Here is a 23187-nt window from a genome sequence, read left to right on the forward strand (position 1 = left end):
GCATTTCCCTTGTTCACCTAAACCAAGGACTTGGCAGAGGCTCGAACGTCTCGTAAATCCCGCCAACGCTCCGTCCGCCGTCCCCACCTGACGCCTCATCTGATCCTAGTTGATCTCCGTCGAATCGATGGTCAACTGCCGCGCAAACCGCTGTACGGCTGCAATCAGGGCGAACCTTCCGATTGAGCCGTACCGCCAGGAAAGTACATCGCGAGTCAGCCTCTTGCCGGGTGCCGGTAACTGTTGATCGCAGGCTGTCTATGGAGTTCTAAAGTGCGTCTCAATTTGCCGGTCACCTCTGTTGAGCAGACCTTTCCCGACCAGCAGCGGCTCATATCCGCCACCGACATCAACAGTCACATCACGTACTGCAACGCCGAGTTCGCAGCGATGAGCGGTTTCAGCCAGGCCGAACTGATCGGCAGCACCCATAACCTGGTTCGCCACCCGGACATGCCGGCGGCGGTGTTCGAGTCGATGTGGGGTTACCTGAAGGCCGGCCAGAGCTGGATGGGTGTGGTGAAGAACCGTTGCAAGAACGGCAATTTCTATTGGGTCAGCGCCTATGTCACGCCGATCCTGGAGGACGGAAAACTGGTGGGCTACGAGTCGGTGCGGGTCAAGCCAAGCCGAGAGCAGGTCAGCCGCGCCGAAACCTTGTATGCGCGCCTGCGGGCCGACAAGGCGCCGGTTTGCGCCTGGCGCCGCATCGAGGCCGCAGCCCGGCCCTTGCTGCTGCCGGTGGCGGTGGCGGTAGGCTGCCTGGCCGCCTTCCACTGGCTGCCGACGCTGGCCGCCCAGGGCTGTACGGTCGCGGGTTTCGTGGCTGTCGGGCTGCTGGCCCAGCGCCGCCTGGGACAGCAGCTCAAGCAGATTGTCAGTAGCACACCGAACACCTTTGCCGATCCGATCTGCGCCCTGGCCTACAGCGAAGCACTGGGGCCGGCGGCGCAGTTGCAGATGATCCTGATCAGTGAGGAGGCGCGCCTAAAGACCGCCCTGACCCGCCTCAGCGATCTGGCCCGGCAGATGGCTACCGCAGCGGCCGATTCCAGCCAATTGTCCAGCCGCACCGAGTCGGCGCTGCTGGAGCAGCGGGCGGAAACCGACATGACCGCGGCCGCCATGACCCAGATGGCTGCTTCAATCACCGAGGTCGCTGAACACGTTCAGCACACCGCCAGCGAAGCCCACACCGCCAACCTGCTGGCGCGGCAGGGCAGCGAGGTGGCCGGCACCTCGCGGGATGCCATCCAGTTGCTGGCGCGCACCGTGACCCAGATCAACCAGGCCGTGGGCGATCTGGCCGGGCAGACCCAGGAGATCATGGTGGCGGCGAGCATGATCCAGGCGATTGCCGACCAGACCAACCTGCTGGCCCTGAATGCGGCCATCGAGGCAGCCCGAGCTGGTGAGCAGGGCCGTGGTTTTGCCGTGGTCGCCGATGAGGTGCGGGCCCTGGCCGGCAAGACCCGCGAGTCGACCCAGCAGATCCAGGGCATCATCCAGAGCCTGCGCGCCGGGGCCGACGAAGCCGTGCAGATCGCCAGCCTGGGCATCGAGGAGGCGGAGCAGGGCGTGCAGCAGGTGGTCCAGGCCCAGCAGGCGCTGCAAGGCATCGGCGCGGCAGTGGAGCGCATTACCGATATGAGCCAGCAAATGGCCGCGGCATCCCAGGAGCAGTCCCATGTAGCCGAATCGGTGTCCGAACAGATCAACAGTGTCGCTGTCACTGTGCAGCGCACTGCCGAGAATGCCAGCGCCGGAGTGGTTCGCGGCGCCGAGCTGGAAAACATCTCTTCCGGGTTGCGTGCCCTGGTCGAGCGGTTCAACCGCTAGCGACAGTGAGTTCGACTCATGGATGAGAAATACCGCAGGGCCGTCGATGCCGCCGCCATCTTCTCCGAGACGGACCTGGGCGGCAGCATCACTTATGTCAACGATCTGTTCTGCCAGGTCTCGGGCTACAGCCGTGAAGAACTGATCGGCGCCAACCACCGCATGCTCAGTTCCGGGCTGCATCCGCCGGAGTTCTTTGCCGAGTTGTGGCAGACCATTACCCAGGGCCGGGTGTGGAAGGGCGAGATCTGCAACCGCGCCAAGGACGGCAGCCTGTACTGGGTCGACAGCACCATGGTGCCGCTGGTGGATCAGCGCTCCGGGCAGGTGGTGCGTTATGTGTCGATCCGCTTCGATGTCAGCGAAAAGCGCCAGCTGTTGCATTCGTTGCAATGGCGGGTCGGCCACGACGTGCTGACCGGGCTGCCCAACCGGGCCTTTCTCTCGGACCTGCTGCACCAGGCTCTGGATTTCTCCCGGGCGCAGGATATTCCCCTGGCGGTGTGCATGCTCGACCTGGATGGCTTCAAGGCGGTCAATGACGGCTATGGCCACGCCTGTGGCGACCTGCTGCTGGTGGAGGTGGCTGCGCGGCTGCGCTCGATCATCCGCGGCGAGGACGTGGTGGCTCGCCTGGCCGGCGACGAGTTCGTGCTGATTTTGCGTTACGTGCGCGACATGCTGGAGCTGCGCGCGGCGTTGCAAAGGGTATTGGCGACCATTTCCCAGCCGTACTCGATCCAGGGCAAGGACATCAATGTCTTCGCCAGCATCGGCGTGACCCTGTACCCCACCGACAACCACGACGCCGACACCTTGTTGCGCCACGCCGACCAGGCCATGTACGTGGCCAAGCAGAGTGGACGCAACCGCTTCCACCTGTTCGATGTGCTGCGCGACCGTGAAGTGATGGTCACCTACCAGACTGTCGAGCAGGTGCGCCAGGCCTTGCTCGCAGGCGAGTTGCGCCTGTACTTCCAGCCCAAGGTGAACATGCGTACCGGTGAGGTGGTGGGCTTCGAGGCGATGCTGCGCTGGCAGCACCCGCAGCGCGGCATGCTGGGGGCCCAGGAGTTTCTGCAGCAGGTGGAGGAGACCGACCTGATCGTCGAGATCGGCGAATGGGTCATGGACCAGGTGATGACCCGCCTGCAAGGCTGGCAGCAGGCGGGGCTGGGCTGGCCGGTGAGCCTGAACGTGGCGGCCCGGCATTTCCAGCGCCCGGACTTCGTCGAGCGGCTCAAGGACATGCTCGATCGCTATCCGGATGTGTTGCCGGCGTTGCTGGACCTGGAAATCGTCGAGTCGGTGGCCATCGACAATATCCAGCGGGTCAGCGATTGCCTCGATGCCTGCCAGGGATTTGGCGTGCAGTTCTCCCTGGGGGACTTCGGCACTGGCCATTCGTCCCTCAGCTACCTCAAGCGCCTGCGCACCCAGACCATCAAGATCGACCGGCTGTTCGTGCGCGACATGCTGCACGACGCGGACGATCAGGCGCTGATCCAGGCGTTGGTGGGGCTGGCCCAGGCCTTTGGCCGGCGCGTGGTGGCCGAGGGGCTGGAAAGCCTGGCGCATGGCGAGCGCTTGATGGCCCTTGGCTGCGACGTCGCCCAGGGGGATTTCATTGCGCCACCAATGCCCGCCGAGGCGGTGCTGGACTGGGTGCGTAGCTTTGAGCCACCGCGGGCATGGCGAAGCGACGAGCTTCAGGGCGAGGCGATGTCGGGAGGCTGAGCGTCGTCCTGGGGGCCGACGTAACGCTGGATGATGGCGTCGATCTCGCCGGACATCTTCATTCGCAACAGGGTGCGCAGGATGCGCTGGGCCGGCACTCTCGGATCGTTGCGTACATAGCAGCCGACGGCCTGCTCCTGCAGCACCGCGACGCTGTACAGCGGGTTGCCGGTGGCCTGGGTCTTGTTGAACCAGTCCAGGGTCCATTGGCTGGCGATGGCGTAGCGGTAACGCCCGACCACCAGTTTCTGCAGCACCTGCTCCTCGTTGCGGGCGTCGTCGCGTATCAGCTGGTTGGTGTCGAACAGCGGCTGCAAGGGGGTGTAGGTATAGCTGAGGACGGTGCCGATATGCTGGCGCGACAGTTGCTGCAGGTTGACCGCCGAGGGCTCCGGATGGGTGCTCACCAGCAGGTTGCGCTGGATGAACAGCGGCACGCTCCACAGGTAATCCCCGGAGAGGTTCGGCAGCCAGGCCTGGGCAGCGTAGCAGCGCACGTCGACTTCGCCCTGGGCCATGGCGTTCTGCACCCGGGCCCGGGCCAGGACATGAAACTGCGCCGGGGTACCCAGGTGCCGGGCCAGGCTGTTCATGGTGTCGAAAAGGATGCCATCGGTGGGCTGGTCGCCTTCGACCTCGATGGCCGGCATGGTCCAACTGTCGGCGATGGCAAAGCGCAGGGGCGGCTCTGCGGCTTCCAGGCTGGCGCTGAAGAGAAACAGGGCGCACCAGGTCAAACGCATACAGTCTCCAGGGTGTCGGCGGGCGAGCAATCCTTTGCAAAATGCAAGCTTAGACAGATTAGACGAGCGCGCCGGATGCAATTTCGCCCTTGCTCCGCTAGCATTACCGGCTTCCGCTTTCCAGTTGCGACGGTTTTCGATGAGTTATCAGGTTCTTGCACGTAAATGGCGTCCGCGCTCGTTCCGCGAAATGGTCGGCCAGACCCATGTGCTCAAGGCTCTGATCAATGCCTTGGACAGCCAGCGGCTGCACCACGCCTACCTGTTTACCGGCACTCGCGGGGTGGGCAAGACCACCATCGCGCGAATCATTGCCAAATGCCTGAACTGTGAAACAGGTATCACTTCCACGCCCTGTGGCACCTGTTCGGTGTGCTGCGAGATCGATGAGGGGCGCTTTGTCGACCTGATCGAGATCGACGCCGCGAGCCGGACCAAGGTCGAGGATACCCGTGAATTGCTGGATAACGTGCAATACGCACCGAGCCGCGGGCGCTTCAAGGTCTACCTGATCGACGAAGTGCACATGCTCTCCAGCCACTCGTTCAACGCCCTGCTCAAGACCCTCGAAGAGCCGCCGCCCTACGTCAAGTTCATCCTGGCGACCACTGATCCGCAGAAGCTGCCGGCGACCATCCTCTCGCGCTGCCTGCAGTTCTCCCTGAAGAACATGACCCCGGAACGGGTGGTGGAGCACTTGAGCCACGTCCTGGGCGTGGAGAACGTGCCGTTCGAGGATGACGCCCTGTGGCTGCTGGGCCGCGCCGCCGATGGCTCGATGCGCGATGCCATGAGCCTCACCGACCAGGCGATTGCCTTCGGTGAAGGCAAGGTCATGGCGGCCGATGTGCGGGCCATGCTCGGCACCCTCGATCACGGCCAGGTCTATGACGTGCTGCATGCGCTGATCAACGGCGACGCCAAGGCGTTGCTCGAGGCGGTGCGGCATTTGGCGGAGCAGGGGCCGGACTGGAACGGCGTGCTTTCGGAAATTCTCAACGTGCTGCACCGGGTGGCGATTGCCCAGGCATTGCCGGAAGGGGTCGACAACGGGCACGGCGATCGTGACCGGGTGCTGGCCTTGGCCCAGGCCCTGCCTGCCGAAGACGTGCAGTTCTATTACCAGATGGGCCTGATCGGTCGACGCGACCTGCCGTTGGCGCCGGACCCGCGCGGCGGCTTTGAAATGGTCCTGCTGCGAATGCTGGCCTTCCGCCCAGCCGATACCGCGGATGCACCGAGACAGCCGCTAAAGCCAGTGGGGATCAGCCAGGCCACAGTTGATTCCGCCCAAGCCGTGGCGGCGCCGGCACCTGCCGTGCCTGTAGCGACCGTTGCCCCGGCTCCGGTTGTGAGTGCTCCAGTGGCGCCAGCACCTGTTGCCGCGCCCGAACCTGTCGCGCCCCCTGTGGCCGAAGCGGTCGCTGTCGAACCCGAGCCGGTGGTTGCCGAAGCGGTGGTCGACCTGCCCTGGAACGATCCGGTGGAGCCACAGATCGAACAGCAGCCAGCGGTCGAGCCGGTGCTGGAGGTGGCCGCCGAGCAGCCTGAGCTGACGCCGATGCCGACCCCGACGCCGGACAGCGTGGTGCCGGACGCGCCGGAGTGGGTCAGCGCCCCGGTGCCGGAACCCACGGTGGCGGAAGTCGACGCCGCCACTCCGGGTATCGACCTGGACGACGAGCCGCCGCTGGACGAGGACTATATCGAGCCGGACATGGATTCGGCCTACAGCTACCTGGACGAACTGGCCAGTGAGCACGCAGCCGATCCGGCGCCGGAACCCGAGCCCGAACCTGCTGCCAAGCCGGCCACTGGCCTGGCCCTGGAATGGCTGCAGCTGTTCCCGAAACTGCCGATCTCGGGCATGACCGGCAGCATCGCCGCCAACTGCACCCTGATGGCCGTGGACGGCGACCATTGGCTGCTGCACCTGGACCCGGCCCATAGCGCACTGTTCAACGCCACCCAGCAGCGTCGCCTCAACGACGCCCTGAACCAGTACCACGGGCGTACCCTGACCCTGGCGATCGAGCTGATCAAGCCCGAGCAGGAAACCCCGGCCCAGGCTGCATCACGGCGCCGTGCCGATCGTCAGCGCGAGGCCGAGGAGTCGATCCATGGTGATCCGTTCATCCAGCGGATGGTCCAGGAGTTCGGTGCAGTGGTGCGCCACGATACTATTGAACCTGTCGAGGCCCTGGCGGCTCAGGGTTGATCATTCAAAGGGCGCCGGGCCAGGGGCCGGGCGCCGTTTCCATCCCCGTACTTTGAGGTAATTCCCATGATGAAAGGTGGCATGGCCGGCCTGATGAAGCAGGCACAGCAGATGCAGGAAAAAATGGCCAAGATGCAGGAAGAACTGGCCAATGCCGAAGTCACCGGCAAGGCTGGTGGCGACATGGTCACCGTAGTCATGACCGGCCGTCATGACATCAAGCGCGTGAGCATCGACCCGAGCCTGCTGGAAGGCGTCAGCGAAGATGACCGTGAAGTGCTCGAAGACCTGTTTGCCGCTGCGGTGAACGACGCCGTGCGCAAGATCGAGTCCAACAGCCAGGAAAAGATGTCCGGCATGACCGCCGGCATGCAACTGCCCCCAGGCATGAAATTGCCGTTCTGATTCGCGCAAGCGCATCGGATGGACTACATAAAGCCAGGCCTTGAGCCTGGCTTTTTTTTGCCCTGGCGATCAGCACTGCGCTGTGGGTAGCAGCCGGCTGGCCGGCGAAGGCCACAGCAGATCCATCTGCAGAAACATCGAACGTGATGCTATTCACAGGGTCTGCAACCTATACCCTTTCATTCAACCTTCCCTAAAGGAGTGTCCATGATGCCGCAAACATTGACCCTCAATCAGCGCGTGGTACTGGTCTCTCGGCCCGAAGGCGCGCCGGTCCCGGAGAATTTCCGCCTGGAGCGGGTGGCCTTGCCGGAACTGGCTGATGGCCAGGTGCTGTTGAAGACCCTCTACCTGTCCCTGGACCCCTACATGCGCGGGCGCATGAGTGATGCCCCGTCCTATGCGGCGCCGGTGGAAATAGACGAGGTCATGACCGGCGGTGCAGTGAGCCGGGTCGAGCGTTCGCTCAACCCCAAGTTCCAGGAGGGCGACCTGGTGGTGGGCGCCACTGGTTGGCAGAGCCACTGCATTTGCGATGGCCGCAATCTGATCCCGGTGCCCTCTGGCCTGCCCAGCCCTTCCATGGCCCTGGGTGTGCTCGGCATGCCCGGAATGACCGCCTACATGGGGCTGATGGACATCGGCCAGCCCAAGGCCGGGGAAACCCTGGTGGTGGGTGCGGCCTCCGGCGCCGTGGGGTCGGTGGTGGGGCAGGTGGCGAAGCTCAAGGGGCTGCGGGTGGTGGGCGTGGCCGGTGGCGCCGACAAATGCCGCTATGTGGTCGAGGAGCTGGGTTTTGATGCCTGCATCGATCACAAGAGCCCCGACTTTGCCGACGAACTGGCCCAGGCCTGCTTCAAGGGCGTGGACATCTATTTTGAGAACGTCGGTGGCAAGGTCTTCGACGGGGTACTGCCCCTGCTCAACCCCAGGGCGCGTATTCCCCTGTGCGGGCTGATCGCCCAGTACAACGCCCAGGCGCTGCCGCCGGGGCCGGATCGCCTGCCACTGCTGCAGCGCACCTTGCTCACCAAGCGGGTACGCATCCAGGGCTTTATTGTCTTCGACGACTATGGCGACCGCCATCCGGAGTTCATCAAGGCCATGGCGCCCTGGGTGCGCGAAGGCAAGGTCAAGTTCAAGGAGGACGTGGTCGAGGGACTGGAGCAGGCACCAGAAGCCTTCATTGGCCTGCTGGAGGGGCGCAACTTCGGCAAGCTGGTGGTCAAGGTCGCCCCGGACGCGAGCATTTGACGCTACCCCGAGGCGCGGGTATAAACCGCGTCTCGTTGTTTTTGTCGGACCTTTGCCCATGAGCTTCAGCCCCCTGATTCGCCAACTGATCGATGCCCTGCGCACCTTGCCGGGCGTGGGTCAGAAAACCGCCCAGCGCATGGCCCTGCAACTGCTCGAGCGTGATCGCAGTGGTGGCTTGCGCCTGGCGCAGGCCTTGAGCCAGGCCATGGAAGGCGTGGGGCATTGCCGCCAGTGCCGGACCCTGACCGAAGACGAGCTGTGCCCGCAGTGTGCCGATCCGCGTCGCGACGACACCCTGCTGTGCGTGGTGGAAGGGCCGATGGATGTGTACGCGGTGGAGCAGACCGGCTATCGCGGGCGCTACTTCGTGCTCAAAGGCCACCTGTCGCCTCTGGATGGCCTGGGCCCGGAGGCCATCGGCATTCCGCAGTTGCTGGCGCGTATCGAGGAGCAGGGCAGCTTCAGCGAAGTGATCCTGGCCACCAACCCGACTGTGGAAGGCGAAGCCACTGCGCACTACATCGCCCAACTGCTGACCAACAAGGGCCTGATCACCTCGCGCATCGCTCACGGCGTGCCTCTGGGCGGCGAGCTGGAACTGGTGGATGGCGGCACCCTGGCTCACTCCTTTGCCGGGCGCAAACCCATAGCGTTGTAAGACTGCGGAAGCCGGCTGACTGGCGAAGGATGCGCCACGCATTCTCTTGAAAACCAAGCAAGCGCTTGGTAAGTTCCTTCGACCCTTCAGAGGAGCTTGCCGATGTCTGCCTGCCAGGAATACTTCGACCCCAGCCACCAGTTGGTCCGCGACAGCGTGCGACGTTTCGTCGAGCGTGAAATCCTTCCCCAGATCGACGAGTGGGAGGAGGCGGGCAGTTTCCCCCGTGAGCTGTACCTCAAGGCCGGGGCCGCCGGGCTTCTGGGCATCGGTTACCCCGAGGCCCTGGGCGGCAGCCATGAGGGTGATCTGTTCGCCAAGATCGCCGCCAGCGAGGAGTTGATGCGCAGTGGCTCCGGCGGCCTGGTGGCGGGCCTCGGCTCCCTGGATATCGGCCTGCCGCCCATCGTCAAATGGGCTCGCCCCGAATTGCGTGAGCGGGTCGCACCGCTGGTGTTGTCGGGGGAGAAGATCAGCGCCCTGGCGGTCACCGAGCCCGGCGGCGGCTCGGACGTGGCCAACCTGCAGACCCGCGCCGTGCGCGATGGCGATCATTACCGGCTCAGTGGCAGCAAGACCTTCATCACCAGTGGCGTGCGCGCCGACTTCTACACCGTTGCGGTGCGCACCGGCGAACCTGGCTACGGCGGCATCAGCCTGTTGCTGGTCGAAAAGGGCACGCCGGGCTTCACTGTGGGTCGGCAGTTGAAAAAGATGGGCTGGTGGGCCTCGGATACCGCCGAGCTGTTCTTCGACGATTGCCGGGTGCCGGTGGGCAACCTGATCGGTGCCGAGAACATGGGCTTTGCCTGCATCATGGGCAACTTCCAGAGCGAACGCCTGGCCCTGGCCCTGATGGCCAACATGACCTCACAGATGGCCCTGGAGGAAAGCCTGAAGTGGGCGCGCGAGCGGGAGGCGTTCGGCAAGCCCATCGCCAAGTTCCAGGTGCTCAAGCACCGTCTGGCGGAGATGGCCACGGCCCTGGAGGTTTCCCGGGAGTTCACCTATCGCCAGGCGGCGAAGATGGCCGCCGGCAAGAGTGTGATCAAGGAAATTTCCATGGCCAAGAACTTCGCCACCGATACCGCCGACCGTATTACCCACGATGCGGTGCAGATCCTCGGTGGCATGGGCTACATGCGCGAAAGCCTGGTGGAGCGCCTGTATCGCGACAACCGCATTCTGTCGATCGGCGGCGGCACTCGCGAGGTGATGAACGAAATCATCAGCAAGCAGATGGGGCTGTAGGTGCAGGCTAGCGTTCGGTCAGGGAAAACTGGGTCAGGCAGAAGGTCGGGATCCCCATGTCCTGCAGCTTCTGCGAGCCGCCCAGTTCCGGCAGGTCGATGATCGCCGCGGCTTCATAGACCTTCGCCCCCATGCGCCGTACCAGATTGGCGGCTGCGATCAGGGTACCACCGGTGGCGATCAGGTCATCGATCAACAGCACCGAGTCGCCTTCACACAAGCTGTCGGCGTGGACTTCAATGAAGGCTTCGCCGTACTCGGTCCGGTAGCCCTCGGCCAGGATGTCGGCCGGCAGCTTGCCCTGTTTGCGGAACAGGATCAGCGGCTTGTTCAACTGGTAGGCGATGATCGAGCCGATCAGAAAACCCCGTGCGTCCATGGCGCCGATGTGGCTGAAGTCTTCTTCGACATAACGCTGGGCGAAGCTGTCCGCCACCAGGCGCAGGGCCCGGGGAGACTGGAACAGGGGGGTGATGTCGCGGAAGATCACGCCCGGTTTCGGGAAGTCGATGACGGGGCGGATCAGGGATTTGATGTCGAAGGAATCGAAGGCCATCTTCAGGTGTCCTGGCGGGCAAATAGGCCGCGCCAGTATACCCGCGACCGAGCCGCCTGGCTCAGCCGCACAGGCTGTGGATCAGCCCTCCACCGAGCCGCCGGCGAGGGCGCAGAGCTGGATCGGATCGAGGATGTGCACTTCCTTGCCTTCGGCGGCAATCAGCTCGTTCTGCTGGAAACGGGTGAACACCCTGGACACGGTTTCCACGGCCAGGCCCAGGTAGTTGCCGATTTCGTTGCGCGACATGCTCAGGCGGAACTGGTTGGCCGAGAAGCCCCGGGCGCGGAAGCGCGCGGACAGGTTGACCAGGAACGTGGCGATACGCTCGTCAGCGGTCTTTTTCGATAGCAGCAGCATCATTTGCTGGTCATCGCGGATTTCCCGGCTCATGACCCGCATCAGCTGGCGACGCAGCTGTGGCAGTTGCAGTGCCAGCTCATCGAGGCGTTCGAAGGGGATTTCACACACCGAGGTGGTTTCCAGCGCCTGGGCCGAGACGGGATGGCTTTCGGTGTCCATGCCTGACAGGCCTACCAGCTCGCTGGGGAGATGGAAGCCGGTGATCTGTTCTTCGCCGCTGTCGCTCAGGCTGAAGGTTTTCAGGGCGCCCGAACGCACGGCGTACACCGAGTCGAAGCCGTCACCCTGACGGAACAGGAATTCGCCTTTTTTCAATGGGCGGCCACGTTTGACGATTTCGTCCAGCGCGTCCATGTCTTCCAAATTCAGCGAAAGTGGCAGGCAGAGGGGTGCCAGGCTGCAATCCTTGCAATGGGCCTGGTTGTGAGCGCGCAGTTTAACTGGCTCGGACATTCTAGAATCCTTGTGGGAAAACACACATAAGCCGTAAGGGTAACTCACGGGAGGAGGTTCCGGCCAGTCCGTGCCGTATTGACTGTTAGTCGTAAAGCTATCCTTTTATGGGTCGATAACCTGTTAACGAAAGTAACTTGGAAGGCTGAAATTATGTCGTCCGTTGGCGCTATTACTAATGGCAGCAATAACTTGCAGTCACTTCAAGAGCCCTCGACAAGTCAGGTTGACGAGCAACTAAGAGTTTCTCCATTAGTTGCAGAGCCAGTGATCGGGGAGGGCGTCAAAGTGTCGCTGTCTGGCGCCGGCCTGAACAAATCCGCCGCCGCCAAAGGGCGTGACAGTGATATCGAGGAAAGCGGCCTGCCGGAAAACATTCAGCAGATCCTCAAGATGATCAGAAAATTGCAACAACAGATTGCCGAGACCCTCGTCCAGCTCCAGGCGGTCATGGCCGACAAGCACCTGAGCCCAGAAGAAACCAAGGTCCGGATCGGCAGCCTGCAATCTGCCCTGGCAATACTCAACGGCGGTTTGCTGACCGCCAATGCCTCCCTGGCCAAGGCAATGAAAGAAGCGGGCTTGAGCCCTGAGCAGGTGATGAAGGCTGCATCCTTGATCATGAAATCCTAGATCACCCGGGAAAACCGCTGGCGGTTCTGCTGGCCCAGGTATGCATCGAACACCATGCACACCGAGCGCACCAGTAGGCGACCGGCTGGCAGCACGATGATTGCTTCGCTGCCAAGTTCAATCAGGCCGTCGTCGGCCATCTCTTCCAGTTCCGGCCAGAGTTCATTGAAGTAGCCGCGAAAGTCGATATTGAAAGCCTGTTCGATCTCTTCGAACTTAAGACTAAAGTTGCAGATCAGTTGCTGAATAACTTCCCGGCGCAGACGGTCATCGGCGTTGCATACCAAGCCGCGACTGGTGGCCAGTTGTGCGCCAGCCAAGGCATTTTGATAGTGCGTCAGGTCGCTGCTGTTCTGGCAGTAGAGATCGCCGATCTGGCTGATGGCTGAAACACCGAGCCCAATAAGGTCGCAATGACCATGAGTGGTGTAGCCCTGGAAGTTGCGTTGCAGGGTGGACTCTTCTTGGGCAATGGCCAGTTCATCATCGGGCAGGGCGAAATGGTCCATGCCGATGTAGCGATAGCCGGCAGCCGTCAGCTGTTCGATGGTGCGTTGCAGCATCTGCAGCTTTTCCGCCGGGGCAGGCAGTTCGCTGCCGTTGATCCGCCGCTGGGGCATGAAACGCTCCGGCAGGTGGGCGTAATTGAACACCGAGAGCCGGTCCGGTTGCAGGCTGATGACTTCTTCCACGGTGCGGGCGAAGTTTTCCGGGGTCTGCTTGGGCAGGCCGTAGATCAGGTCGATGTTGATGGAACGGAACTGCAGGGTGCGGGCCGCTTCGATCACCGCCCGGGTTTCGTCCAGGCTTTGCAGGCGATTGACCGCGCGTTGCACTGCCGGGTCCAGATCCTGCAGGCCGATGCTGACCCGATTGAAACCCAGCTCCCGCAACAGGCCCATGGTCGACCAGTCGGCTTCCCGGGGATCGATCTCGATGCCGTAGTCGCCGGAGTCGTCGTCCAGCAGGTTGAAGTGCTTGCGCAGCAGGGCCATCAGTTGGCGCAGTTCATCGTGGTTGAGAAAGGTCGGGGTGCCGCCGCCGAAATGCAGTTGTTCCACCCGCTGGTTGGGGGCCAGGTGGCAGGCGATCAGTTGCATCTCCTGTTCCAGGCGCTGCAGGTAGGGCAGGGCGCGGCTGCGATCCTTGGTGATGACCTTGTTGCAGGCGCAGTAGTAGCAGATGTTGGCGCAGAACGGGATGTGCACGTACAGCGACAGCGGGCGCTGCGCCTTGCGGCTGTCGCGCAGGGCGTGCAGCAGGTCGAAGGCGCCGACCTGGCTGTTGAACTGCACTGCGGTCGGGTATGAGGTGTAGCGCGGTCCCGCCAGGTCGTAGCGGCGGATCAGATCTGTGTCCCAACGAATGGCGTCGAGCATGCGGGAATTCCCCCGGATAGGCTGGCAGTGTTCGCGAGTCTAGGAGGTTCAGGCCAGGGCCATCTTGACTTGTATCAAGGGTGTTCGGGAGCCGCCGGAGCAGTGCCGACGAGGCGTGCAGGCCCGGTTGCCGGGCGCCTCCCCGGGGTCAGTGGCCCATCAGCCAGTGCTGGTGAGGGCCGGGCAGGGTCCAGATGCCGAAGAGAATGACCAGCACGCCGCCAGCCATGCGTACGCTGCGCCGACGCAGCAAGGCGGTGATCCGTTCGGCTGCCAGCCCGGTGGCCAGCAGCACGGGCCAGGTGCCCAGGCCGAAGGCCAGCATCAACAGCGCGCTGTCCAGGGCGCTGCCCTGGCTCGCCGACCACAGCAGGGTGCTGTACACCAGACCGCACGGCAGCCAGCCCCACAGCGCCCCCAGGAGCAATGCACGGGGCAGGCTGGAAACCGGCAACAGGCGGCTGGCCAGCGGCTGGATATGCCGCCACAAGCCCTTGCCAAGGCCTTCGATGCGGGTCAGGCCACTCCACCAGCCGGCCAAGTACAGGCCCATGGCAATCAACAGCAACCCGGCCAGCACTCGCATGAACAGCGCCAGTGGACTGTTGGCTACAGCCCAGCCCGCCAGGCCCAGCAGCAGGCCGGCCAGGGCGTAGCTGAGGATGCGGCCCAGGTTGTAGGCCAGCAGCAGGCGCAGGCGTCGGCTGCGCTGTTCCGGGGGGATGGCCAGCGTCAGGGCGCCCATCAGGCCGCCGCACATGCCCAGGCAGTGGCCGCCACCCAGCAGGCCGAGGATCAGCGCAGAGACCAGCAGAGGGGCCAGTTCAAGCATGGGGCGGTTCCGATTTTCTGGCGGGGTCGGCTTCGCTGCTCGGTTGGCCCTTGGCCTCATCCACCGCGGCGGTGTGGCTTGGGTCCTGGTCGTCGAACAGGATGCTGTGGGCCGGGCCGTCGAGATCGTCGTACTGGCCGCTGTCCACCGCCCAGAAGAAGATGTAGATGGCGATGGCCACGATCAGCAGGGCGGCCGGGATCATCACGTAAAGAGCTGGCATCTGGACTCCAGGCCCGGCGGCTCAGGCCGGCAACGGGCGGGTTTCGGGGGCGTCGGCGCTGTCGGCCGGCCGCGGCATGCGGGTCAGGCGCAGGGCGTTGAGCACCACGGTCAGGGAACTGATGGACATGCCGACCGCCGCCCACACCGGAGTGATCCAGCCGAGGGCGGCGAACGGCAGCATCAGGCCATTGTACAGCCCGGCCCAGAGCAGGTTCTCGATGATCACCCGGCGCGTGCGGCGGGCCAGGCTGAAGGCCTGCACCAGGGCGTCCAGGCGATTGGACAGAAGTACCGCATCGGCGCTGGTCTTGGCCAGGTCAGTGGCCGAGCCCATGGCGACGCTGATATCGGCGGCGGCCAGCACCGGCACATCGTTGACCCCATCGCCGAGCATCAGCACCTTGCGGCCCTGCTGGTGCAGCTGTTGCAGCACTTGCAGCTTGTCATCGGGGCGCAGGCCGCCCCGGGCTTCGTCGATCTGCAGTTCCGCAGCGACACTGGCGACCATCGGCGAGCTGTCCCCGGACAGCAGCAGGGTGTGCCAGCCACGGGCCTTGCAGGCCGCCAGCAGGGCCGGAGCATCACTGCGCAGGCGGTCGTCCAGCACCAGCCAGGCGAGAGCCCCCTGGCTGTCACCGAGCAATAGCCATTGGCCGGCTTCATCGGGCATGGGCGGAGCGGTACAGCCACTGAGCTGGCAAACGTAGGCTGGTTGCCCGATGCGCAAACGCTGATCGCCCACCAGGCCTTCCAGGCCCAGGCCGGGGCTGCTGGTAACTTCCTCGGCGGCCACTGGGGCACGGCCGAAAGCCCGGGCGATCGGGTGCTCGGAACGGTTTTCCAGGGCTGCGGCCAGGCTCAGGCAGTCATCGCTGGACAGGGCCCCCAATGGCCGGATGGAACGCAGCGCCAGCCGCCCTTCGGTGAGGGTGCCGGTCTTGTCGAAAATCACTGTGTCGATCTGGTTCAGGCCTTCCAGTACATGGCCGCGGGTCAGCAGCAGGCCGAGCTTGTGCAAGGTGCCGGTGGCGGCGGTGAGCGCTGTGGGCGTGGCCAGGGACAGCGCACAAGGGCAGGTCGCCACCAACATGGCCAGGACGATCCAGAACGCCCGTGAGGCGTCTAATTGCCACCACAGCAGCCCGATGGCGGCCGCGGCGATCAGCGAGAACAGCAGGAACCACTGGGCTGCACGATCGGCAACCTCCGCCAGCCGCGGTTTCTCTGCCTGGGCCCGGTCCAGCAGGCGCACGATGGCCGATAGCCGGGTGTCCTGGCCCAGGGCCTGAACCTGCACTGTCAACGCACCTTCGACGTTCAAGGTACCTGCGGTCACCCTATCGCCCAGGCCACGGGGCTGCGGCAGGTATTCACCGGTGAGCAGGGATTCGTCGATGCTCGATTGGCCGTCGAGGATCTTGCCGTCTGCCGGCAGTACTGCGCCGGGATGCACCAGCACCCGGTCGCCCAGGCGCAATTCGCTGAGCAGGATGCGTTCACTCTGGCCGTCTTCATCCAGGCGCAGACAGGAAGCTGGCAGCAGATTGACCAGTTGCGCGGTAGCCGCCGCGGTGCGCTCCCGGGCCCGGCGTTCCAGGTAGCGGCCGGCGAGCAGGAACAGGGCGAACATGCCGACGGCATCGAAATACAACTCGCCAATGCCGCTGATGGAGGTCCAGATGCCGGCCAGGTAGGCCCCTCCGATGGCCAGAGACACCGAGACGTCCATGGTCAGGTGGCGGGTGCGCAAATCGCGCATGGCGCCCTTGAAGAACGGTGCGCAGCTGTAGAAGACGATGGGCGTGGTGAGAAACAGCGCGACCCAGCGCAGGATCGTATGCAGCTCGGGGCTCAGGTCGATGTTGAATTCCGGCCAGGTGGCCATGGTCGCCATCATGGCCTGGAACCACAGCAGGCCGGCGACGCCCAGCTGGCGCAAGGCCAGGCGGTTTTCGCTGGCCAGTTGCTCGGAGGCGCGATCCGGCTGATACGGGTGGGCGGCGTAGCCGATGTGGCGCAGCTCGCTGAGCACCTGGCTCAAGGGCAGTTGGCTGTCGGCCCAGCGCACGTGCAGGCGGTGGTTGGACAGGTTGAGCCGGGCTTCAGCCACCGCTGGCAGGCTGCGCAGGTGTTTTTCGATCAGCCAGCCGCAGGCGGCACAACTGATGCCCTCCATGAGCAGCGTGGTTTCCGCCAGCTCGCCTTCGTGCCGGACAAAGGGCTGCTGCACGTCGGCGCGGTCGTACAGCGCCAGTTCGTCCACCAGTTGCACGGGCAGGGCTTCAGGGTTGGCCGAGGCCTCGCTGCGATGGCTGTAGTAGTGCTCCAGACCGCCAGCGACTATGGCTTCGGCCACTGCCTGGCAGCCCGGGCAGCAGAACTCCCGGGGTTGGCCAAGCACGACGGCGGTGAACCGGCTACCGGCAGGAACCGGCAGGGCACAGTGGTAGCAAGGCAGTGGCGTGGTCATCGGCGGTCTTTGTTATGTGGGAAAAACTCATCGCCGGCGCACCGGTCCCGCTGCAAGGGCAGGGGAGGCGACGGGCCGGCGATGTACGGCAGGTACTGCTCAGTTCAGGTCTTCGGCACCTTGCAGGGGCTCGTCGCCCAGCAGCAGGTCCTTGTCATGGCTGACCTGTTCTTCTTCGAACATGCGCCAGGTCTTGTCGCCCTCGACCCCCAGCAGTTCGACGAAGCGCCGCCCTTCGACCTGATCGGTCAACTGGCCGATGTAGCGCCCGTGTTCGGTTTCGCTGCGGGCCAGGGTGATCTTGCGGTCCTTTTCCGGCTGGGTGGGCGAGATCAGGTTCAGCTCCAGGGTCTTGGGCTGGCTGTCACCGCTCAGGCGCAGTTCGACTTCGCCGGTCAGCTCATCGAGGTGCACGTTGGCGCGCATCTTCAGGGTCTGGGCCAGCAGCTCGCGGTCAAGGGAGCGGTTGATGCCTTTACCGGCCTCGTAGTAGTTGTCGTTGACCAGGTTGTCCGGGTTGTTCACGGCAATGGTCACCATGGACAGGGTCAGGGTCACGGAACAGGCGAGGATGCCGATGATGATCCAGGGCCAGAGGTGCTTGTACCAGGGGCTTGCGGCGGTGGCTGCGGGCATGATCACTTCTCTTAACGAATTTGTGGGCCGATGAACCGGCTCTTGGCTTCAACATGGACGCTGTCATCGTCGGCATCCTTGAGGATGAATTTCACCTCGTTGGTGGTCGATGGCAGCTGTTCGGGAGCAATCGACAGCTCCACCGGCATGCTGACGATATCGCCGGCCACCACGTGGATTTCGCGCTTGCCCTGCAGCTTCAGGTCCGGCAGGCCGGAGGCGTCCAGCACATAGGTGTGATCGCGCTGGTCCTTGTTCATGATCTTCAGGCTGTAGACGTTTTCGATCCGGCCTTCGGCGTTTTCGCGGTACAGCACCCGGTCCTTGCTGACATCGAAGCCCACCAGCGAACGCATGAAAAATGCCGCAACCAGCAGGCTGATCATGGCCAGCAGCACCAGGGCATAGCCGATCAGGCGCGGGCGCAGTTTATGGGTTTTCTGCCCCGAGAGGTTGTGTTCGGTGGTGTAGCTGATGAGCCCGCGGGGGTACTCCATCTTGTCCATGATGCTGTCGCAGGCGTCGATGCAGGCTGCGCAGCCGATGCATTCGATCTGCAGGCCGTCACGGATGTCGATGCCGGTGGGGCAGACCTGGACACACATGGTGCAGTCGATGCAGTCGCCCAGGCCCTGGGCCTTGTAGTCGGCGCCTTTCTTGCGCGGGCCACGGGCTTCGCCACGGCGTGGGTCGTAGGAAACGATCAGGGTGTCCTTGTCGAACATCACGCTCTGGAAGCGTGCATAGGGGCACATGTAGATGCACACCTGTTCCCGCAGCCAGCCGGCGTTGCCGTAGGTGGCCAGGGTGAAGAAGCCGACCCAGAAGTAGGACCAGCCATCGGCCTGGCCGGTGAAGAAGTCGATGACCAGCTCGCGGATCGGCGAGAAGTAGCCGACGAAGGTCATGCCGGTGACGAAGCCGATCAGCAGCCAGAGGCTGTGCTTGCTGAATTTGCGCAGGAACTTGTTGGCGCTCATGGGCGCCTTGTCCAGCTTGATGCGCTGGTTGCGATCGCCTTCGGTGACCTTTTCGCACCACATGAAGATCCAGGTCCAGACACTCTGCGGGCAGGTGTAGCCGCACCAGATGCGGCCGGCATAGACGGTGATGAAGAACAGGCCGAAGGCGGCGATGATCAGCAGGCCCGAGAGCAGGATGAAATCCTGGGGCCAGAACGTGGCGCCAAAGATGAAGAATTTGCGTTCCGGCAGGTTCCACCAGACAGCCTGGTGGCCGCCCCAGTTGAGCCACACGGTACCGAAGTACAGAAGGAACAATCCGGCGCCGCCAAGCATGCGCAGATTGCGGAACAGGCCGGTGAAGGCGCGGGTGTAGATTTTTTCCCTGGAGGCGTAGAGATCGACGCTGTTGGTCGCGTTTTTGGCAGGCGGGGTAACGTCTTGTACGGGAATCTGGTTGCTCATCATTGCATCCCACGGCAGTGGAAAAATGCCTCGGTCGATGCGTGCCGACCGCGGTCAAAAGGGGTGTTGCAGTGGCGCAATGATACGCCTGTAGCTCTAGCGCAAGGGTGCGACCTTTGGTCGCGTTGGGAGAAATCAACTGATGGTGTAATGACTTGAATCAATTGACTTGTGGATTATGGACCCTTTTGCACGTCGCGCCGTTCAATTCTTCCAGGGAGTGAGCAGGCGTACGCCGCAGGTCTCGAAGTCCGCCATATTGTCGAATCCTGGCTACCGGGTTGCCGGAAAGGGTGATCCGCCGTTGAGCGTCAGCCGATGCCAGGCGCAAACAAAACGGCCCCGCCAATGTTGATTGGCGGGGCCGTCGGGTGTTGCTTTCAGGCGTCGGTCTTACTCGGCGTCGGCCTGCTTGTCACCGTGGGACAGGCTGTAGACATAAGCCGCCAGCAGGTGAACCTTGTCGTTGCCTTGCAGTTGTTCCTGCGCTGGCATCACGCCTTGACGGCCGTAACGAATGGTCTGCTGCAGTTGGGCGAAGCTCGAACCGTAGATGAAGGCTGCCGGGTGAGTCAGGTTAGGCGCGCCCATGGCTGGGGTGCCTTTGCCTTCCGGACCGTGGCATACCGCACAGTTGGCGGCGAACAGCTTCTGGCCGTTGACCGGGTCGGCCTTCAGGCCTTCCGGCAACTTGCGGCCGTCGAGGTTGGTCAGGACATAGGCGGCAACGTCACTGACGCCTTGTTCCTTGATCACGTCCAGCCAGGCCGGCATCACTGCGTGACGGCCGCCCATGATGGTGGTCTTGATGGTTTCCGGCTCGCCGCCCCAGCGCCAGTCGGCGTCGGTCAGGTTGGGAAAGCCATAGGCGCCCTTGGCGTCGGAACCGTGGCAGACCGAGCAGTTGGATGCGAACAGACGGCCACCCATTTTCAGGGCTTGCGGGTCCTTGGCCACTTCTTCGATAGGCATGGCAGCGTACTTGGCGAAGATCGGACCGAACTTGGCGTCCGACTTGGCCATTTCCTTTTCCCACTCGTGGACGCCGGTCCAGCCGGACTGGCCGTTGGCGAACGGGGTCTGCTTCTCGTTATCGAGGTAGTTGTAGCCCGGCAGAACGCCTTTCCAGTTGCCCAGGCCCGGGTACAGCACCAGGTAGCCCAGGGCGAAGACGATGGTGCCGACGAACAGCATGAACCACCATTTCGGCAGGGGGTTGTCGTACTCCTCGATCCCGTCGAAGGAGTGGCCGACCGTCTCGTCGGTCTGCTCGGCGCGCTGGCCCTTGCGGGTCGACAGCAGCAGCCAGGTCAGGGCGAAGATGGTACCCAGACTGAGGACTGTGACGTACAGACTCCAGAACGTAGTCATTCTTTGTTACTCCTAGAAGCTTGCTCGACGTGCTTGATGGCGTCGGGATCATCCGCGAACGGCAGCAAGGTTGCGTCTTCAAACTCGGACTTGCGCTTGGGGCTGAACACCCAGAGCGCCAAACCGATGAAGGCCACCATCACAACAAGGGTGCCCAGGCCACGAATCATCCCGATATCCATCTAGATCACCGTTTGCTTTTGATGATGGTGCCCAGGCCTTGCAGATAGGCCACCAGCGCGTCCATTTCGGTTTTGCCCTTCACGGCATCCTTGGCACCGGCGATGTCTTCGTCGGTGTAAGGGACGCCGAGCGTGCGCAAGACTTCCATTTTCTTCGCGGTGTCTTTGCCGTCGAGCTTGTTTTCTACGAGGAACGGATAAGCCGGCATCTTCGACTCGGGCACCACGTTGCGCGGGTTGTACAAGTGCGCACGCTGCCAGTCATCGGAGTAACGACCGCCCACTCGGGCCAGGTCCGGGCCGGTACGCTTGGAACCCCACAGGAAAGGGTGGTCCCAGACGCTCTCACCAGCCACCGAGTAGTGACCATAGCGTTCGGTTTCAGCGCGGAACGGACGGATCATCTGCGAGTGGCAGCCGACACAGCCGTTGGCGATGTAGACGTCGCGGCCTTCCAGTTCCAGTGCGGTACGCGGCTTCATGCCTTCCACCGGCTTGTTGGTGACGTCCTGGAAGAACAGCGGGACGATCTGGGTCAGGCCGCCGATGCTGACGGCGATGACCATGAAGAAGGCCAGCAGGCCAATATTCTTCTCGACTACTTCGTGCTTCATCAGTGAGCTCCAACTACAGCGATCTGAGCAGCGGCTTCAGCTTCAGCCGGGTTCGAGGCGCGAACGGTACGGAACACGTTGTACGCCATGATCAGCATGCCGGTGGCGAAGAACGCACCGCCCAGAGCACGGACGATAAAGCCCGGGTGGCTGGCTTGCAGCGCTTCGACGAAGGAGTAGGTGAGGGTGCCGTCATCGTTGATTGCACGCCACATCAGGCCCTGGGTGATGCCGTTGACCCACATCGAGGCGATGTAGAGCACGGTACCGATGGTAGCCAGCCAGAAGTGGGTGTTGATCAGGCCGATGCTGTGCATCTGCTGACGACCGAAGACTTTCGGGATCAGGTGGTACAGGGCGCCGATGGATATCATCGCTACCCAGCCCAGAGCGCCGGCGTGTACGTGGCCGATGGTCCAGTCGGTGTAGTGCGAGAGCGAGTTGACGGTCTTGATCGCCATCATCGGACCTTCGAAGGTCGACATGCCGTAGAACGCCAGGGATACCACCAAAAAGCGCAGGATCGGGTCGGTGCGCAGCTTATGCCAGGCGCCCGAGAGGGTCATCATGCCGTTGATCATGCCGCCCCAGCTTGGCGCCAGCAGGATGATCGACATGGCCATGCCCAGGGACTGGGCCCAGTCCGGCAGCGCGGTGTAGTGCAGGTGGTGCGGACCGGCCCAGATGTACAGGGTGATCAGCGCCCAGAAGTGCACGATGGACAGGCGATAGGAATAGATCGGACGCTCGGCCTGCTTGGGTACGAAGTAGTACATCATCCCCAGGAAGCCGGTGGTCAGGAAGAAGCCCACGGCGTTGTGGCCGTACCACCACTGGATCATCGCATCAGTCGCACCGGCATAGGCCGAGTAGGACTTGAAGAAGCTGACCGGCAGGGAAGCGTGGTTGACGATGTGCAGCATCGCGGTCACCACGATGAAGGCACCGTAGAACCAGTTGCCCACGTAGATGTGCTTGGTCTTGCGCTTGGTGATGGTGCCGAAGAATACCAGGCCGTAGGTGACCCAGACGATCGCCAGCAGGATAGCCAGGGGCCATTCCAGTTCGGCGTATTCCTTGGTGGTGGTGTAACCCAGTGGCAGGGTCACGATCGCGCCGACGATCACCGCTTGCCAACCCCAGAAGGTGAAGGCCGCGAGGCTGTCGGAAATCAGTCGCGTCTGGCAGGTTCGCTGCACGACATAGTAAGAGGTGGCAAACAATGCACATCCACCGAAGGCGAAGATCACCAGGTTGGTGTGCAGCGGGCGCAGGCGTCCAAACGTCGTCCACGGCAGACCGAAGTTCAACTCCGGCCATACCAGTTGTGAGGCGATGAAGACACCGAGCCCCATGCCAAGGATCCCCCAGACCACCGTCATGATGGCGAACTGGCGGACTACCTTATAGTTATAAGCAGTCGGACTGATTGCTGTGCTCATTCTAAGGTTCCACGGTTTGGGTGTTTTATTAGGGATAAAAATCGGTCGCAAGTATGGAGAAAGCAGGGGGTCATTGCAACGCGCTATGACCTGGGTCAATGCGTTCCATGCCTGATTCTGCGGCCTTTCCCTATGCCGAGTAGGGACAAAAAATTGCCCTCGGACAAGCTGTCGCCATGGACAGGAAACGGGGGGTGTCAGGTCGGTTGTAACCGGGTGTGTGGAAGCTGATGGATCAGCTGACAGGCGGTAAGAGAGTCGACAGCCGGTATAAACCAGCCTTTGCGGCCTGTCATCGAGCAGAAGCTTCGAACGTCACGGATACCGTTGGCCTGTGACCAGCCCGTGCCAGTCCCCATCGGGGCAAGCTTAGACCTGAATCAGATGAGTGCAAACGCGCTGCGGGAGAGGGTGCGACACTTGGTCGCAAAGGAGCGGGAAGTTGAACCACGAGCGGCAAGCTGCAAGTCGGGAACCCGCAGCTTGCCGTGACTCG

At 63.1% G+C, this 23187-nt stretch carries 21 protein-coding genes; 8 read left to right on the forward strand and 13 right to left on the reverse strand.

Translation table 11 applies throughout. The features are described from left to right. Positions 1–273 precede the first annotated feature (273 nt). Positions 274–1839 (forward strand): methyl-accepting chemotaxis protein, encoded by a 1566-nt coding sequence (locus BM382_RS24815; RefSeq protein ID WP_041116893.1) that lies wholly within the window; start codon positions 274–276, stop codon positions 1837–1839. An 18-nt stretch (positions 1840–1857) separates the two neighbouring features. After that, the gene (locus tag BM382_RS24820; RefSeq protein WP_011060222.1) at positions 1858–3576 is read left to right on the forward strand and encodes a putative bifunctional diguanylate cyclase/phosphodiesterase; all 1719 of its coding nucleotides are present in this window, start codon (positions 1858–1860) and stop codon (positions 3574–3576) included. Here BM382_RS24820 and BM382_RS24825 read toward each other — a convergent pair. Then, the gene (locus BM382_RS24825) at positions 3549–4319 is read right to left on the reverse strand and encodes a substrate-binding periplasmic protein (protein WP_011060223.1); all 771 of its coding nucleotides are present in this window, start codon (positions 4317–4319) and stop codon (positions 3549–3551) included. The genes BM382_RS24820 and BM382_RS24825 overlap by 28 nt on opposite strands. A 139-nt stretch (positions 4320–4458) precedes the next feature. Between BM382_RS24825 and dnaX the strand changes: the two genes are divergently transcribed. From dnaX to BM382_RS24850, 5 genes are all read left to right on the forward strand, one after another. Then, positions 4459–6537, forward strand: a complete 2079-nt coding sequence (gene dnaX, locus BM382_RS24830) for a DNA polymerase III subunit gamma/tau (protein WP_011060224.1) — start codon at positions 4459–4461, stop codon at positions 6535–6537. Between the two features lie 66 nt (positions 6538–6603). Further along, the gene (locus BM382_RS24835; RefSeq protein WP_015634779.1) at positions 6604–6942 is read left to right on the forward strand and encodes a YbaB/EbfC family nucleoid-associated protein; all 339 of its coding nucleotides are present in this window, start codon (positions 6604–6606) and stop codon (positions 6940–6942) included. 210 nt (positions 6943–7152) lie between these two features. Further along, a complete protein-coding gene (locus BM382_RS24840; RefSeq protein WP_011060226.1) occupies positions 7153–8196 on the forward strand; it encodes an NADP-dependent oxidoreductase in 1044 nt (347 codons plus the stop codon). 58 nt (positions 8197–8254) lie between these two features. Continuing rightward, positions 8255–8857: a recombination mediator RecR gene (recR, locus tag BM382_RS24845; RefSeq protein ID WP_011060227.1), complete on the forward strand. Its 603-nt coding sequence runs from the start codon at positions 8255–8257 to the stop codon at positions 8855–8857. Between the two features lie 102 nt (positions 8858–8959). Next, entirely contained in the window at positions 8960–10108 is a 1149-nt protein-coding gene (locus tag BM382_RS24850; RefSeq protein ID WP_011060228.1) for an acyl-CoA dehydrogenase family protein, read from the forward strand. A 7-nt stretch (positions 10109–10115) separates the two neighbouring features. On the opposite strand, the gene BM382_RS24855 is transcribed toward BM382_RS24850, so the two are convergent. After that, positions 10116–10664, reverse strand: a complete 549-nt coding sequence (locus BM382_RS24855) for an adenine phosphoribosyltransferase (RefSeq protein ID WP_011060229.1) — start codon at positions 10662–10664, stop codon at positions 10116–10118. An 81-nt stretch (positions 10665–10745) separates the two neighbouring features. Beyond that, positions 10746–11480 (reverse strand): Crp/Fnr family transcriptional regulator FnrA, encoded by a 735-nt coding sequence (gene fnrA, locus BM382_RS24860; RefSeq protein WP_011060230.1) that lies wholly within the window; start codon positions 11478–11480, stop codon positions 10746–10748. A 153-nt stretch (positions 11481–11633) separates the two neighbouring features. Here fnrA and BM382_RS24865 point away from each other — a divergent pair, with 153 nt between their 5' ends. Beyond that, on the forward strand, positions 11634–12113 hold the full coding sequence (locus tag BM382_RS24865) for a hypothetical protein (protein ID WP_041774119.1): 480 nt from the start codon (positions 11634–11636) through the stop codon (positions 12111–12113). On the opposite strand, the gene hemN is transcribed toward BM382_RS24865, so the two are convergent. The 10 genes from hemN to ccoN form a co-directional block, all read right to left on the reverse strand. Then, positions 12110–13492, reverse strand: coding sequence for an oxygen-independent coproporphyrinogen III oxidase (hemN, locus tag BM382_RS24870; protein WP_011060232.1), 1383 nt, complete (start codon positions 13490–13492; stop codon positions 12110–12112). The genes BM382_RS24865 and hemN overlap by 4 nt on opposite strands. A 148-nt stretch (positions 13493–13640) precedes the next feature. After that, positions 13641–14324 carry a sulfite exporter TauE/SafE family protein gene (locus BM382_RS24875; protein WP_011060233.1) on the reverse strand — a complete coding sequence of 228 codons (684 nt, stop codon included), beginning with the start codon at positions 14322–14324 and terminating at the stop codon, positions 13641–13643. Next, on the reverse strand, positions 14317–14547 hold the full coding sequence (gene ccoS, locus BM382_RS24880; protein ID WP_011060234.1) for a cbb3-type cytochrome oxidase assembly protein CcoS: 231 nt from the start codon (positions 14545–14547) through the stop codon (positions 14317–14319). Before ccoS ends, BM382_RS24875 begins: the two co-directional genes overlap by 8 nt. A 21-nt stretch (positions 14548–14568) precedes the next feature. Continuing rightward, entirely contained in the window at positions 14569–17019 is a 2451-nt protein-coding gene (locus BM382_RS24885) for a heavy metal translocating P-type ATPase (RefSeq protein WP_065363453.1), read from the reverse strand. 99 nt (positions 17020–17118) lie between these two features. Beyond that, complete coding sequence (locus BM382_RS24890; protein WP_011060236.1) at positions 17119–17655, reverse strand: FixH family protein; 537 nt, start codon at positions 17653–17655, stop codon at positions 17119–17121. An 11-nt stretch (positions 17656–17666) separates the two neighbouring features. After that, complete coding sequence (gene ccoG, locus BM382_RS24895) at positions 17667–19082, reverse strand: cytochrome c oxidase accessory protein CcoG (RefSeq protein WP_019093855.1); 1416 nt, start codon at positions 19080–19082, stop codon at positions 17667–17669. A 393-nt stretch (positions 19083–19475) separates the two neighbouring features. After that, positions 19476–20453: a cytochrome-c oxidase, cbb3-type subunit III gene (gene ccoP, locus BM382_RS24900; protein ID WP_011060238.1), complete on the reverse strand. Its 978-nt coding sequence runs from the start codon at positions 20451–20453 to the stop codon at positions 19476–19478. Continuing rightward, positions 20450–20635 (reverse strand): CcoQ/FixQ family Cbb3-type cytochrome c oxidase assembly chaperone, encoded by a 186-nt coding sequence (locus BM382_RS24905; protein WP_011060239.1) that lies wholly within the window; start codon positions 20633–20635, stop codon positions 20450–20452. Before BM382_RS24905 ends, ccoP begins: the two co-directional genes overlap by 4 nt. Positions 20636–20640: 5 nt before the next feature. Then, positions 20641–21249 (reverse strand): cytochrome-c oxidase, cbb3-type subunit II, encoded by a 609-nt coding sequence (ccoO, locus tag BM382_RS24910; protein WP_011060240.1) that lies wholly within the window; start codon positions 21247–21249, stop codon positions 20641–20643. Further along, positions 21249–22691, reverse strand: coding sequence for a cytochrome-c oxidase, cbb3-type subunit I (ccoN, locus tag BM382_RS24915; protein ID WP_011060241.1), 1443 nt, complete (start codon positions 22689–22691; stop codon positions 21249–21251). Before ccoN ends, ccoO begins: the two co-directional genes overlap by 1 nt. Positions 22692–23187: the final 496 nt, after the last annotated feature.

The organism is Pseudomonas sp. NFPP25, from assembly GCF_900116505.1.
In the GTDB taxonomy this organism is placed as follows: Bacteria; Pseudomonadota; Gammaproteobacteria; order Pseudomonadales; family Pseudomonadaceae; genus Aquipseudomonas; species Aquipseudomonas protegens.